At 66.3% G+C, this 13,006-nt stretch carries 12 protein-coding genes; 7 read left to right on the top strand and 5 right to left on the bottom strand.

Features of this window, described 5'->3' with window-relative positions; genetic code table 11:
- Positions 1 to 6: 6 nt before the first annotated feature.
- The 3 genes from rplS to VITFI_RS12575 all read left to right on the top strand — a co-directional run bounded on the left by rplS (position 7) and on the right by VITFI_RS12575 (position 2,231).
- On the top strand, positions 7 to 360 hold the full coding sequence (gene rplS, locus VITFI_RS12585; protein ID WP_089417256.1) for a 50S ribosomal protein L19: 354 nt from the start codon (positions 7 to 9) through the stop codon (positions 358 to 360).
- Between the two features lie 103 nt (positions 361 to 463).
- The gene (locus VITFI_RS12580) at positions 464 to 1,183 is read left to right on the top strand and encodes a CoA pyrophosphatase (protein ID WP_089418140.1); all 720 of its coding nucleotides are present in this window, start codon (positions 464 to 466) and stop codon (positions 1,181 to 1,183) included.
- A gap of 49 nt (positions 1,184 to 1,232) precedes the next feature.
- Positions 1,233 to 2,231 carry a CobD/CbiB family protein gene (locus VITFI_RS12575; protein WP_089417255.1) on the top strand — a complete coding sequence of 333 codons (999 nt, stop codon included), beginning with the start codon at positions 1,233 to 1,235 and terminating at the stop codon, positions 2,229 to 2,231.
- Here VITFI_RS12575 and VITFI_RS12570 read toward each other — a convergent pair whose 3' ends face one another.
- On the bottom strand, positions 2,232 to 2,879 hold the full coding sequence (locus VITFI_RS12570; RefSeq protein ID WP_089417254.1) for a pyridoxamine 5'-phosphate oxidase family protein: 648 nt from the start codon (positions 2,877 to 2,879) through the stop codon (positions 2,232 to 2,234).
- Between the two features lie 84 nt (positions 2,880 to 2,963).
- Here VITFI_RS12570 and pdxR point away from each other — a divergent pair, with 84 nt between their 5' ends.
- Entirely contained in the window at positions 2,964 to 4,427 is a 1,464-nt protein-coding gene (gene pdxR / locus VITFI_RS12565) for a MocR-like pyridoxine biosynthesis transcription factor PdxR (protein WP_198301464.1), read from the top strand.
- Between the two features lie 309 nt (positions 4,428 to 4,736).
- Here pdxR and VITFI_RS12560 read toward each other — a convergent pair whose 3' ends face one another.
- Genes VITFI_RS12560 through VITFI_RS12550 form a run of 3 tightly spaced genes read right to left on the bottom strand, consistent with a single transcriptional unit; the run spans position 4,737 to position 8,199 of the window.
- On the bottom strand, positions 4,737 to 5,930 hold the full coding sequence (locus VITFI_RS12560; RefSeq protein WP_089417252.1) for a serine hydrolase domain-containing protein: 1,194 nt from the start codon (positions 5,928 to 5,930) through the stop codon (positions 4,737 to 4,739).
- Positions 5,931 to 5,962: 32 nt separating this feature from the next.
- Positions 5,963 to 6,922, bottom strand: coding sequence for a ribosome small subunit-dependent GTPase A (rsgA, locus tag VITFI_RS12555; RefSeq protein WP_089417251.1), 960 nt, complete (start codon positions 6,920 to 6,922; stop codon positions 5,963 to 5,965).
- Entirely contained in the window at positions 6,919 to 8,199 is a 1,281-nt protein-coding gene (locus VITFI_RS12550; protein WP_089417250.1) for a M48 family metallopeptidase, read from the bottom strand. Before VITFI_RS12550 ends, rsgA begins: the two co-directional genes overlap by 4 nt.
- Positions 8,200 to 8,266: 67 nt before the next feature.
- On the opposite strand from VITFI_RS12550, the gene orn reads away from it, so the two are divergent.
- From orn to VITFI_RS12535, 3 genes are read left to right on the top strand one after another with little or no spacing between them, the layout of a single operon-like run.
- A complete protein-coding gene (gene orn / locus VITFI_RS12545) occupies positions 8,267 to 8,827 on the top strand; it encodes an oligoribonuclease (RefSeq protein ID WP_089417249.1) in 561 nt (186 codons plus the stop codon).
- A gap of 10 nt (positions 8,828 to 8,837) precedes the next feature.
- Positions 8,838 to 10,604, top strand: coding sequence for an ABC transporter ATP-binding protein (locus VITFI_RS12540; RefSeq protein ID WP_089417248.1), 1,767 nt, complete (start codon positions 8,838 to 8,840; stop codon positions 10,602 to 10,604).
- Entirely contained in the window at positions 10,594 to 12,396 is a 1,803-nt protein-coding gene (locus VITFI_RS12535) for an ABC transporter ATP-binding protein (protein WP_089417247.1), read from the top strand. The genes VITFI_RS12540 and VITFI_RS12535 overlap by 11 nt, the downstream gene beginning before the upstream one ends.
- On the opposite strand, the gene VITFI_RS12530 is transcribed toward VITFI_RS12535, so the two are convergent.
- On the bottom strand, positions 12,387 to 12,995 hold the full coding sequence (locus VITFI_RS12530) for an HAD family hydrolase (protein ID WP_157725676.1): 609 nt from the start codon (positions 12,993 to 12,995) through the stop codon (positions 12,387 to 12,389). The genes VITFI_RS12535 and VITFI_RS12530 overlap by 10 nt on opposite strands.
- Positions 12,996 to 13,006 lie beyond the last annotated feature (11 nt).

Raw genomic sequence — 13,006 nt, 5'->3', positions numbered from 1 at the left:
GAAAACATGGATCTGATCCAGACCCTTGAGCAGGAAGAAATTGCTCGCCTGAACAAGACCATCCCCGCTTTCGCGCCTGGCGACACCGTGATCGTTAGCGTGAACGTCGTGGAAGGCACCCGCAAGCGCGTGCAGGCTTACGAAGGCGTGGTGATCGCCAAGCGTAACCGTGGCCTGAACTCCAGCTTCATCGTGCGCAAGATCTCCAGCGGCGAAGGCGTGGAACGTACGTTCCAGCTGTACAGCCCGCTGATCGCCTCGATCGAAGTCAAGCGCCGTGGTGATGTTCGCCGTGCGAAGCTGTACTACCTGCGTCAGCGTTCGGGCAAGTCGGCTCGCATCAAGGAAAAGCTGGCCTAAATCGGCCTGCCGCTCTGGATCTCCCCGGAAAAGAGGATTCAGAGTTTTCCGTTTTGAATACCGCCTTCGGGCGGTTTTTTCATTTCTGGGTATGCTGAACCGCATGAGTTCACACCGCCCGATCCCTCGACCGCCGATTCGCAACCCCCGCGCCGTGCCGGTCATTGGCACCGACAGCCACCTGCCGCCCGTTCCCGCCGAATGGCTGACCCCCTCGCACATCCGAGCGCGCTTGGCAGAGGCGGCACACTGGTCACCGCCCATCGTGGGCGATGCGGTGCATCAAATTCACGACCCGAGCTTGCCACCGCCCCGACCCGCTTCGGTGTTGATTCCCTTGGTGCCCCGCGCCGACGGTTTGCAGGTGCTGCTGACACGTCGCACAGACCATCTGCGCGATCATGCGGGGCAAATCAGCTTCCCTGGTGGCCGGGCCGAGCCAGAGGATCGGGATGCCATCCAAACCGCTTTGCGTGAAGCCGAGGAGGAGGTGGGCCTCGCGCCCAGTGATGTGCAGATTCTGGGTCAGCTTCCCACCTACACCACGGTGACGCGTTACTGTGTCACACCGGTGGTGGGGCTGCTCGACCCAGCGCACACGCTTCAACTCGACGCGTTCGAAGTGGCTGGGACGGCGGAGGTGCCCCTGTCATTCTTGATGACGCCCGCACACCATCGGCGTCACCGTTTTGAGTGGGAGGGGCAAGAACGGCACTTCCTGTCGATGCCTTGGGGTTCCGATCCTGACATGCCTGACGCCTGGTTTATCTGGGGGGCGACAGCGGCGATGTTGCGCAATTTCTACCACTTGCTGGCACGCTGAGTGTCCTTGTCAGAAGCGTGGTGCGGGCCGTGGGTATCATGGCCGGCAAATGAGTTTTTTCGCAGTTCTCCTCGCGCTCATCCTGGAGCAAATCCGACCGCTGCCACGCGACAACTGGGTGCATGATGGCCTCACCCTGTGGGTCGATGGTGCGGGCCGCAACTTCGATGCGGGTCATCCCCACCACGCCCGCGTGGTGTGGGCCATTGCCGTCGGCGTACCTGCCCTGGTGGCTTGGTTGGTGCATTGGGTGTTGGTGTCCCACATCAGCCTGTTGCTGGCGCTGGCGTTTGACGTGTTCGTGATCTACCTGTGTTTGGGTTTCCGGCAATTCAGCCACTACTTCACGGACATTCGCGAGGCGCTCGAACAAGGCAACGAAGATCGGGCGCGGCAACTGCTGGCCGAATGGCGCCATTTGGAAGTGGCCGATCTGCCTCGTACCGAGGTGCTGCGCCACGTGATCGAGCATGCGTTGCTGGCCGCACACCGGCATGTGTTCGGGGTGTTTTTCTGCGTGGTGGTGTTGGCGGCCCTGGGGTTGGGGCCTGCGGGAGCGATCCTGTACCGCATGGCGGAGTTTTGCAGCCGGTATTGGATGGTGGATCGCCGCACCGTGGCAGGTCTGTCGGTCAATGAAGGTCTGCGCGATTTGGCCCAGCGGCTGTTCATGTGGATCGACTACGTGCCCGTTCGGCTGACCGCGTTTGGTTTTGCCGTTGTGGGCAACTTCGAAGAGGCCATGGCCGGGTGGCGGCGGGATGCCGAGCTGTGGCACAGCCCCAACGAAGGCATTTTGCTGGCCGCTGCGGCTGGAGCGGTGGGCGTGCGTCTTGGGGGTTCGGTGCCGCACGCGGGGCGGCCCTCTGGGCGCACCACGGCGTTTGCGGCGGGGGTCGATGTGAACGTGTCGCAGTCGGTGGGATCGACCCCTGGGTTGCCACCGCAGATCGGTCATTTGGCCAGTGTGGCGGCGCTGGTGTGGCGCGCTGTGATCCTCTGGATGTTGCTGTTGGGCATGCTCAAGCTGTCCAACCTGCTGGGCTGATCACACGCCCGGGCCGAACGGTGCGGGCGGTGTCGGCACGACGCTGTCGGGCTCGGTCTGCGGGGCGCCAAAGGTTTGCACCACTGGCACCACGCCCGCCCAGACGGGCCAGCCCATGTCCTCCTCATCGTCCTTCGGGCCGCCGCTGCGCAGCTTGGCCGACGCCTCGGCCAGCGACAGGCGCAGCACCGTGGTGGCGTTCAGCTCTTTGGCGGTGACGGGGCGCAGCGTGTCCCAGCGCCCGGGGGCCAGTTTGTCGGTGAACACCTGCAAGGCGCGGGATTTGGCGGCCTCGTCCTCCACCTTGTCAAAGCGTCCGTAAATCACCACCGAGCGGAAGTTCATCGAGTGGTGAAACGCCGAGCGTGCCAACACCAGGCCATCGAGCACCGCGATGCTGACGCTGCATTCACCTGCCTCCAGCGCCTTGAGCATGCGTGACGCCTTGGCGCCGTGGATGTACAGGTGCTCACCCTCGCGCCACACAGCGGTCGGGATGCTGTGAACGCTGCCTTCGCTGCTGAAAGCAACGTGCGCCACCCACGCCGCATCGACGATGGCCGCCACCTGGGCGATCTCGTAATCGGCGCGGTCAGGCAGACGGCGCACGCGGGTGCGCTCAGAAGGGGCGGAATGGGGAGTGGCCATGGCAAACGCTCTCAAACATAACGTGAAACACGCCGGTGACGATACGGCCCCGGTGGCATCATCAACAGAGCCACCTGGGGCTGTTTGTGGGGAGCCACTGCCATCGATGCCGCTGAACTGACTTGGTTGAATGCCCCCTTGCCCGCCGAGCAAGGCCGCCAACGGGCGCTGTATGAACGCTTGCGCCAGGCCATTTTGAGCCGCCGACTGGCGCCGGGCGCCCGCCTACCGGCCAGTCGCACACTGGCGGCGGCGCTGGGGGTGGCGCGCAACACGGTGTTGTTCGCCTATGAACAACTGGTGGCCGAGGGCTGTTTGCTGGCGACGCGCCACGGCACCCGCGTGGCGACGTTGCCGGACACAGCCCCTGAGGTGGTGGCGCCCGCACCGTCGCCGGGGTTGTCGCGGCGGTCGGCGGGTGTGATGGCGCCTGACGCGGCCCCGGACGCCACACTGTGGCCGCTGGCGCTGGGCGTGCCGGATGTGGCATCGTTTCCGATCCGGGCTTGGCGTGCGAGTTTGGATCGGGCATGGCGCCACGCCACGGCGCGGCAGTTGAGTTACGCGCCCTTGGGCGGTGAGCCGGCGCTGCGGCAGGCGCTGGCAACGTACCTGTCGGGCGTGCGCGGCTTGCCGGTGACGGCGGCGCAGGTCATCGTCACCGCTGGGACGCAAAACGGGCTCGACTTGTGCGCCCGTCTGCTGGCCGATGAGGGCGACGCCGTGTGGGTGGAACACCCGGGTTATCCGGCGGCCCATGCGGCGTTTCGGCTGGCGGGGCTGCGTGTGCGTCCGATGCCGGTGGATGCGGCTGGTTTGTGCGTGACCCCGGACGATTGGGCGCAACATCCGCCCCGGTTGGTGTTTGTGACGCCGTCGCATCAATTTCCCACGGGGGCGGTGCTGCCTTTGCCGCGTCGCCTGGCGCTGATCGAGCAAGCTCAAGCCCACGGCGCTTGGATCATCGAAGACGATTACGACAGCGAGTTTCGCCGCAGCGGCCCGCCGCCGCCGGCGCTGTACGGGTTGCGTCCGGGGGCGCCGGTGGTGTATGCGGGCACGTTTTCCAAGACGCTGTTTCCGGCGCTGCGCCTGGGTTATGTGGTGGTGCCCGAGGGCTCGGCGGCGGCGTTTGCGGGGGCGATGGGGGCGCTGTCACGTCCCGGGCAAAGCATTGAGCAACAAGCGCTGGCCGATTTCATTGAACGGGGCGGCTACACGGCACACCTGCGCCGCATGCGTCCGCTGTACGCCCAGCGCCGCGACGCTTTGCGCCACGCCCTGGCCCGGCATTTCGGCGCCAATGCTGTGGTGACGGGCGGTGAGGCCGGACTGCACTTGATGCTGTGGTGGCAAGGCGCTCCCGACGATGCGATCGTGGCCGCTGCGGCCCATGCGTTGGGCGTGGCCGCACGGCCATTGAGCCGCTACACCGCCGGGGGCACGACGCTGCCCAACGGGTTGGTGCTGGGGTACGGGGCCACGCCGGTGGAGGTGATCGATGGGGCGGTGGCGCGGTTGGCGCAAGCGTGGCGGGTGGGAGGATGAGAAGACAAGCCCCTCACCCCGGCCCTCTCCCGCAAGGGGAGAGGGGTTGGGGTGAGGGGAATACGTCGCCAAACACACCGACAGTTGAAGCTTGACGCAACACTGGATTTGGTCGGCGGCTGGGTGACCGCCTGCTCGACCGTGAAATAGGGCTGCGGCTGGCTTCATCCAATAGCACATGGCGCCAAAAATACCAGCGTGCCTTTGCTGCCGAGCTGCTGGTGAAGACCCAGCGCGTCAACCACGGTTTAGAGGATCGGCAGGCGCTGGTGGCTTGAGGCTTGAGCCGCCAAGCTGTGCGGTGAATGGCTACTGTTCGCCTCGGTACGCCAGTGCTTCAAACGCCTCAAACCCTTGATGCGCCACCGCATCATGAAACGGCAGCAAATGCGTCGCCCAAAAGCCGCCCAAGCCGCTGGCCCGGTCGATCCAGAAGTGGCAGTTGCCCAGCCCGGCCCACATCAGTGAACCCGCCGGTCGCCCGGTCGGGGTGGCCTTCCGGTTCAGCAACAAGCTGTAGGCCCAGCCCTTGGGCGTGCCGGGGCAGAACTCCCCGGCGCGCGCCAGCCCCGGCAGCGCGCTGCCCCAGCCGCCCGCGCTCAGGCCCAGCGGCGCTAGGCCGTCTTGGCACATGGCGTGAACCGTTTCCGGGTGCAGCACGGGGCCGGCTGGGCCAGCACCGTCGTTCAACCACATGCGGATGAAGCGCATGTAATCCCCCACCGTGCCGAACAGCCCTTGCCCGCCCATGTCGCTGGCCGGCGCGTTGCGCGGGGTGGCTTGGGGCACCGCTTGCAGCGAGCCATCCGGCTTGCGCTTGTGCAGGGTGGCAGCGCGGGCGCGTTGGCTGTCGTTCAGGCTGAAACCCGTGTCCGCCATGCCCAGCGGGGTGAACAGGCGCTCGGCCATCACCTCACCCAGACGCTGGCCGCGCACGGCTTCAATCACGCGGCCCAGCCAATCGAGGCTCACACCGTACGTCCAGGCTTCACCTGGGTCATGCAGCAGCACCGTGCGCAGCGAGTCGGGCTTGGCCGTGCCCACCGACGGCACACCGCAGGCGCTGCGGTAACGCAAATCATCGGCGTGGAAAAACTCGTAACCCAGCCCGGCGGTGTGCAACAGCAAATCACGGATGCGGATGCGCCGCTTGGGCGCCCGGGTGCGCGGCTGGCCGGCGTCATCAAAACCGTCCAGTACTTGAAGCTGGTCGATTTCCGGCAGGGTGTCGCCCGCCGCATCGTCCAGCCGCAGCCGGCCTTCTTCCACCAGTTGCATCAGGCACACCGCCGTCAGCGGTTTGGTGGTGGAGTAGAGGGCGAGCACCGTGTCCGGTGCCATCGGCGCGGCCTGCCCCAGCTCGCGCACCCCGGCGGCGCCGGCGTAACAGACGCCCTCGCGGTCGGTGAGCATCGCCACCACGCCGGCCAAACCCTCGGGGCCGGGGGTTTGGGTGAGGCGGTGAAGCAGGGCGTTCAGTTCGTCGGTGCGAGGGTGGGGCATCGGGGTCTCCAAAGGGTTGGGCGTGGGAGGCTTCACCCGGCCCGCTGCCCGGCCTCCAGCTCGTCCCACAAGGCTTCGTACAGCCGATGGCGGTTCGGGTGAATCTGCCCAGCCTCCAGCGCGGCGCGCACGCCGCAGCCGGGTTCGTGCCGGTGCGTGCAGTTGTAGAACTTGCAGCCGCCGAGGTGGGTGCGCAGGTCGGGCATCAGTTCGGCCAACTGCGTCGGGGCGATGTGCATCAGGCCGAATTCTTGGAAGCCCGGTGAATCGATCAGCGCCCCGCGTGGCGCGTCGTCGCCCGCCGCTGCCAACCAGTACCAGGTGCTGGTGGTGGTGGTGTGCCGGCCACTGTTGAGCGCTTGTGAGATCTCCCCGGTTTGCGCCGCCGCTTCCGGCACCATCAAGTTGATGAGCGTGCTTTTGCCCGTGCCGCTGGGCCCGAGGATGAGCGTGGTGTGCCCCGCCAGCAGCGGCGCCAGTTGCGCGTGGGCGGCGGTGGGGTCGGCGGTGAGGGTGGTTTCTAGCACCGTCAAGCCCATGGCACGGTAGGGCGCGAGGCGCTCGCGGGCCAGCTCGGCGGCGGGCACGTCCACCTTGTTCAGCAGCAGCACGGCGCGGATGCCGGCATCCTCCGCCGCGATCAGCGAGCGCGTGAGCTGCGATTCGCTGAACATCGGCTCACCCGCCAGCATGATCAGCAGTTGATCCAGGTTGGCAGCAAAGGATTTGGTGCGCCACTCGTCCTGCCGGCGCAGCAGGTTGCGGCGCGGTGCCAGGGCTTCCACCACGGCTTCATCGCCCGCCGGCTGCCAGTGGACGCGATCTCCCACCACGCACTCGCTCTTCTTGCCGCGTGCGTGGGCGATATGGCGTTCGCCCGCATCGGTTTCGATCACCACATGGCGGCCATGCATCCCGACCACCAACGCCTGGGCCAGGCTTTGCGCAGCTTGGGCTTTGCGAGCGTGTTTGTGCCCTGCGCCCCGGCTCATGCTGCGGCCCCGCTCAGGCGTTGCATGGCGGCCAGGCGCTCGGCGGCGGGCGGGTGCGAGTAGTAGAAGCCGGCATAAACCGGGTCGGGCGTCAGTGTGGAGGCGTTGTCTTGGTAGAGCTTGAGCAGAGCGCGGCTCAGGTCGGCGCCGCTGGTGTGGGCGCAGGCGTAGGCGTCGGCTTCAAACTCGGCCTTGCGGGAGCTGCGCGCCATCAGGGGTGAAATGAAGAAGGTGAACGCCGGCAGCGCCAGGCTGAACAGCAACAGTGCCAGCGCGTGGTTTGGCACCATCATGTTGGGCGTGACCCCCAGGCCGACATAAAACCACGCCTGCCCGGCCAGCCAGCCCAGCAGCGCAAAGCCCGCCAAACTCATGCCGATCACCTGCACCGTGCGCAGCAACACGTGTTTGTGGTGGAAGTGGCCCAGCTCATGCGCCAGCACCGCTTCGATTTCTGGGGTTTGCAGGCGCGAGAGCAAGGTGTCGAAAAACACCACTCGTTTGGCGCGGCCCAGCCCGGCAAAGTAGGCGTTGCCGTGGGCGGAGCGCTTGCTGCCATCCATCACAAAAAAGCCCTTGGATTGGAAGCCGCAGCGTTGCATCAAACCGTTGACGCGGGCGGACAGTTCAGCGTCCGCCAGGGGCTCAAACTTGTTGAACAGCGGGGCGATGAAGGTCGGGTAAATCACCTGCATCAGCAGCATGAAGCCAGTGAGCAACACCCAGGCCCACAGCCACCACAGCCCGCCGGTGGCGCCCATCACCCACAGCACCGCCGCCAGCAGCGGCAGGCCGATGACGGCTCCCACCGCAGCGCCCTTCACCAAATCAGCGAAGAACAGCCCCGGCGTCATGCGGTTGAAGCCGAACTGTTGTTCGAGGCGGAAGGTGCGCCACCAGTCGAAGGGCAGTTCGATGACGCTGCCCATGACGCTGAACGCCGCGAACAGCGCGAGCTGGTAGGCCATGTCTCCCCAGCGCGGGGCGATGGCGTCGTGTACCACGCCGTTGAGCGCGTCCAGCCCGCCCAACAGCGTCCAGACGATGAGCACCGCCGCCGAGAAGCCTTCAGCCACCAGCCCGAAGCGCAGTTTGGCGATGGTGTAATCGGCGGCGCGTTGGTGGGCGTCCAGCGCGATGGTGGCGTCAAACGGCGCCGGGACAGCGTGGCGATGCTGGTGAACGTGGCGCATTTGCCGTCCGGCCAGCCAAAACTTGACCGCCAGCGAAGCCAACAACACCACACAAAAAACGAGGGAGAGAAGGGATGCCTGCATGGCCGGCAGTGTAGGGCGGCTGACGGACAATGCCCGCCCTGTTGCCTTTGTTGGAAAAAACCCTGCCATGAACGCCCCGACCCTGCCGCGCCACGAACAAAACCTGATCTGGATCGATTTGGAGATGACCGGCCTGCAACCGAACAGCGACCGCATCATCGAAATCGCCGTGGTGGTGACGGATGCGCAGCTCACCCAGCGCATCGAAGGCCCGGTGTTCGCGGTTCACCAAAGCGATGAAACGCTGGACAAAATGGATGCCTGGAACAAAGGCACCCACGGCAAAAGCGGGCTGATTGACCGCGTCAAGGCTTCCACGGTGAGCGAGGCCGAGGCCGAAGAGAAGGTCATCGAGTTTTTGGCGCAGTATCTGTACAAGGGCAAAAGCCCGATGTGCGGCAACTCGATCTGCCAGGATCGCCGCTTTTTGGCCAACTACATGCCGCGTTTGGAAGCCTTCTTCCACTATCGCAACTTGGATGTGAGCACCTTGAAGGAAATCGCCCGCCGCTGGCATCCGAGCGCGGTGGAGAGTTTCAAGAAAGCCCAGGCCCACACCGCGATGGCGGACATCCACGAATCCATCGACGAGCTGCTGCACTACCGCGCTCATCTGCTGAAGGTGTGAGGCGCTGAACATGCACGCGCTGCCCGCCAGCCTGGCCGCTTTGGTGACGGACTTCGTGCGCCGTCACGCCCGCGCCTACGTGCCGGCAGCGGCGATGTTGGCCTGCATCGCGCTGTTGACGGTGTGGATTCCGCACCACGTCGGCGCGATGGTGGATGGCTTGGTGGCGCAACGCTTGTACGGCGCGGCCCTGTGGCGTGAATTGGCGTGGCTGCTGGCCGCTGGCGTCGGCATTTACGGTTTGCGGGTGGCGTGGCGGCTGCGCCTGTATGGCGCCGCGTACCGCATGGGCGTGGAGCTGCGCGAGCAGCTTTACCAACGCTTGGCGGCACAGGGGCCGCGCTTTTTCCAGCAGCGCCGCACCGGTGATGTGATGGCACTGGCCACCAACGATGTGGACGCCGTCGAGTTGGCCGCTGGCGAAGCCGTGCTGGCCGGGTTTGATGGCACGCTGACCTTGATCCTCGTCGTGGCGACGATGGTGCTGGCGGTCGATGGCCGTTTGGCGGCGGTGGCGCTGCTGCCGTTTCCGGCGATGGCCTTGGCGTTCTGGTGGATTTCGCGCCATGTGCATGACGCCTCGCGCAACGCCTTGGAACGCTTCGGCCATTTGAACGACCAGGTGCAAGAAACCCTCACCGGCGTGCGCACCCTGCGCGCCCTGGGGTTGGAGGCGCGCAGCAGCGCCCGGTTTGCCGAACTGGCCCAAGCCGCCGCCGATGCCAGCCTGGACGCCCAGCGCTGGGAAGCGCGTTACGAACCGGCGGTTGGGCTGACCTTGAGTGCGGCGATGGTGCTGTCGCTTGGCCTGGGCGGCTGGTTGGTGTGGCACGGTGAACTCAGCGTCGGCCAACTCACCAGCTTCGGGCTGTACCTCGGGCAACTGATTTGGCCGATGTTCGCGGCGGGTTGGGTGCTGTCGCTGTGGGAGCGTGGCCGGGCGGCGTGGGGTCGCTTGCATGCCGTGCTGGCCGAACCGCTGGCGATTGACGATGATGGCCGCATCGCCCCCGTAACCGCTGGCGCGCTGCGTGTGGACGGGCTGCGTTTTTCCTACCCCGGTGCCACCGCCCCAGCGCTGGACGGCGTGAGCTGGACGCTGCCTGCCGGGCAAACGCTGGGTCTGGTCGGCCCCACGGGTGCGGGCAAAAGCACGCTGCTGCGCTTGCTGTTGCGGCAGTGGGCGCCGCAAGCGGGGGCCATCACCTGGGGCGGCGTGGCCTTGACGGACTACACCCTGGAAGCGCTGCGCGCTGGCATTGCCTGGGTGCCGCAGGAGCCGATTTTGTTTTCCGCCAGCGTGGCCGAGAACATCGCCTTGGCCCGCCCCGAGGCCAGCCGGGCCGAGATCGAACATGCCGCCCGCTTGGCGGCGGTGCACGAGGACATCACCCGCCTGCCGCAAGGCTACGACACTCCCGTGGGCGAACGCGGCGTGACGCTCTCGGGCGGCCAGCGCCAACGCGTGGCCATCGCCCGCGCTTTGTTGGCGGATGCGCCGTTGCTGCTGCTGGACGATGCCCTGTCCGCCGTGGACGCGCAAACCGAACACGACATCCTCCAGCACCTGCGTGAGCAGCGGCGCGGGCGCACAGTGTTGATCGTCAGCCACCGGCTTTCAGCGGTGATGGACGCGGACGCGATTGCCGTGCTGCGTCACGGCCACCTCAGCGAATGGGGCACGCACGCTGAATTGCTGGCGCGGGGCACGGCGGCAAGCTGGTACGCGCAGCAATGGCGCATTCAACAGTTGGAGGCTTCGCTGCATGACGACTGACGCCGCCCCCCCGACCCGCCGCGCCGCCAGCCTGCTGTGGCGTGCCGCCCAGCCCGACGTGCGCCAACTCTGGCTCGGTCTGTTCGGGCTGCTGCTGGCGGCTGGGCTGGATGCACTCGGCCCCGTGCTGGGCAAAGCGTTCATCGACCGCTACCTGTTACCGCGTGACCCGCAGCTTGGCGCCATGCTTGGCCTGTTGGGCGGGGCGCTGCTGGCCGGGTGCGTGGCGAGTTGGCTGCGGTATGTGCAGCTCATTCGCCTGTCTGGGTTGGCGATGCGGGCGGTGCAGCGCATCCGCGAAACCGTGTACGGCCATGTGCTGCGCCTGCCGATGCGCTTTTTCGACAGCGCCATCACCGGCCAACTCGTCAGCCGGGTGACGAACGACACCGAAGCCGTCAAACAGCTCTACATCCAGGTGCTGTTCGTGATGTTGGACAGCGTCATCATGGTCAGCAGTTTGTTGGTGACGATGGCGCTGCTGAACTGGCGCTTGATGCTGGTCGTGCTGCTGCTGGTGCCGGCGGTGTTGGGCATCGTGGCGCTGTACCGGCACCTGTCTGCCGCTGCGGTGGCGCAAACCCGTGCCTTGCGCAGCGATTTGAACGCCCAAACGGCGGAATCCATCGCTGGGATGCCGGTGTTGCAGGCCACTGGCGCTAGCGTCGCTTACGGAGCGCGTTACGCTCGTTTGAACGAAGCGCACTACCGTTCCCGCAAAGCCGAACTGCGCGCCAACGCCTGGCTGCTGCGCCCGATGCTCGATTTGCTGAATGTGCTGATGCTGGCGCTGGTGATCGCCGTGTTCGGCCTGCGAGAACACGGCGGGGCGTTGGGGGCGCTGGAGGTGGGCGTGCTGTATGCCTTTGTCAGCTACATCGGTCGGGTGGTGGAGCCGCTGGTGCAGCTCACCACGCAGTTTTCGCAGTTGCAGCAAGCGGTGGTGGCCGCTGCGCGTGTCAACACCTTGCTGGAGGAAGCCGAGGCCGAGCGCCCGCACGCCGCTGGCCGGGTGACAGCGGGCGAGGTGCAGCTCGATCGCCTCAGCTTCGCTTACACCCCCGGCACGCCCGTGCTGCGCGAGGTGAGTTTGCAGGTGCAGCCCGGCGAGTTCATCGGCATCGTCGGCCCGACGGGGTCAGGCAAAAGCACGCTGCTGGCCTTGCTGTTGCGCTTTTACCCGGTGCCTGCGGAATGCTTGCGGGTCGATGGCCACGCGCTGGCCGAATTGGATGAAGCCCACTTCCGCGAGGCCGTCGCCCTGGTGCCGCAAGAGCCCTTTTTGCTCGCCGCCAGCGTGCGCGACAACATCGCCATGAACCGCCCGTTGAGCGCTGAACGGGTGCGCGACGCCGCCCGCCTGGCCGGGGCGCTCGATTTCATCGAACGCCTGCCGCAAGGCTTCGACACGGTGTTGGGCGAAGGCGGCGCGCGCCTGGCCGTGGGGGAAAAGCAGCTCGTGGCCTTGGCGCGGGCCTTGGCGGGCGAGCCGCGCATCCTGCTGCTGGACGAAGCGACGTCTCACATTGACAGCGCCACCGAGCAAGTGGTGCAACGGGCGCTGTCCGGTTTGCGGGGCCGCTTGACGTTGATCAGCATCGCGCACCGGCTGTCCACCATCCGCGAGGCGGATCGCATTGTGGTGTTGAACCACGGGCAGGTGGCCGAGCTGGGCGCCCACGACGCGCTGATGCAGCGCGAGGGCGGGATTTACCGCCGCATGGTGGAGTTGCAGCAGCTCAGCAGCGACAACGGGGCGTTGGAGGAAGAGCGTCCCCGGGTTCAGGGGTGACGCCAAGGACGATAGTGAGGGCTGTCGGCCAGTGCCAACATTTCGCGATCACCTCGACTGTCCCCGTACGCACTGACGTGCGTGGGCGTGCGCCCCGCCAACCAATCTTGGATGCGAGCCACTTTTTCGGGCCCGAAGCAGTTGGCACCGGCGAGCTGTCCGTTGATGCGCTGGGGCTCGCCCAATCGCCCTGGTGTGGCGACCAGCTCGGAGCACAGCACGGCATCGAACCGATGGGCCTGGGCCCACGGGCGCAGATAGCAGCCCAGTGAGGCACTGACCAGCACGCATGTGTCGCCCCTGGCTTGATGCTGGTGAAGCGTGGCCATCATGCTCGGACGCAGGAGTCGGGGTAAGCGTGTCTGGGCAAACGCTTGCCCAGCGTCTTCCACCTCCGCGAGACGACGACCACCCAAGAACCAGTGCAACACCCGTTCTTTGGCCCGGTCATTGCGCATCCAGCCGAAGGCGTAAGCCGCTAAGACCGGGCTCATGGCACCCAGCCCGGCGATGAACGCCGGCGTTCCCACGACATGGCGTAGGAAAGGCATGAGGCTGTCACGGGTCGTGAGGGTGCCGTCGAAATCGAACAAAGCCAAGCGCATCTCCA

Origin of the sequence: Vitreoscilla filiformis, from assembly GCF_002222655.1 — a bacterium.
Classification (GTDB): domain Bacteria; phylum Pseudomonadota; class Gammaproteobacteria; order Burkholderiales; family Burkholderiaceae_C; genus Ideonella; species Ideonella filiformis.
This window is presented reverse-complemented; position numbering and strand designations above follow the sequence as displayed.

Bases quoted from the DNA above. Each gene is read 5' to 3' on its own strand.
- orn (WP_089417249.1), top strand. From the start codon at position 8,267: ATGAACGCCCCGACCCTGCCGCGCCACGAACAAAACCTGATCTGGATC.
- rsgA (WP_089417251.1), bottom strand. From the start codon at position 6,922: ATGAGCCGGGGCGCAGGGCACAAACACGCTCGCAAAGCCCAAGCTGCG.
- VITFI_RS12570 (WP_089417254.1), bottom strand. From the start codon at position 2,879: ATGGCCACTCCCCATTCCGCCCCTTCTGAGCGCACCCGCGTGCGCCGT.
- VITFI_RS12580 (WP_089418140.1), top strand. From the start codon at position 464: ATGAGTTCACACCGCCCGATCCCTCGACCGCCGATTCGCAACCCCCGC.
- VITFI_RS12560 (WP_089417252.1), bottom strand. From the start codon at position 5,930: ATGCCCCACCCTCGCACCGACGAACTGAACGCCCTGCTTCACCGCCTC.
- VITFI_RS12550 (WP_089417250.1), bottom strand. From the start codon at position 8,199: ATGCAGGCATCCCTTCTCTCCCTCGTTTTTTGTGTGGTGTTGTTGGCT.
- VITFI_RS12540 (WP_089417248.1), top strand. From the start codon at position 8,838: ATGCACGCGCTGCCCGCCAGCCTGGCCGCTTTGGTGACGGACTTCGTG.
- rplS (WP_089417256.1), top strand. From the start codon at position 7: ATGGATCTGATCCAGACCCTTGAGCAGGAAGAAATTGCTCGCCTGAAC.
- VITFI_RS12575 (WP_089417255.1), top strand. From the start codon at position 1,233: ATGAGTTTTTTCGCAGTTCTCCTCGCGCTCATCCTGGAGCAAATCCGA.
- VITFI_RS12535 (WP_089417247.1), top strand. From the start codon at position 10,594: ATGACGACTGACGCCGCCCCCCCGACCCGCCGCGCCGCCAGCCTGCTG.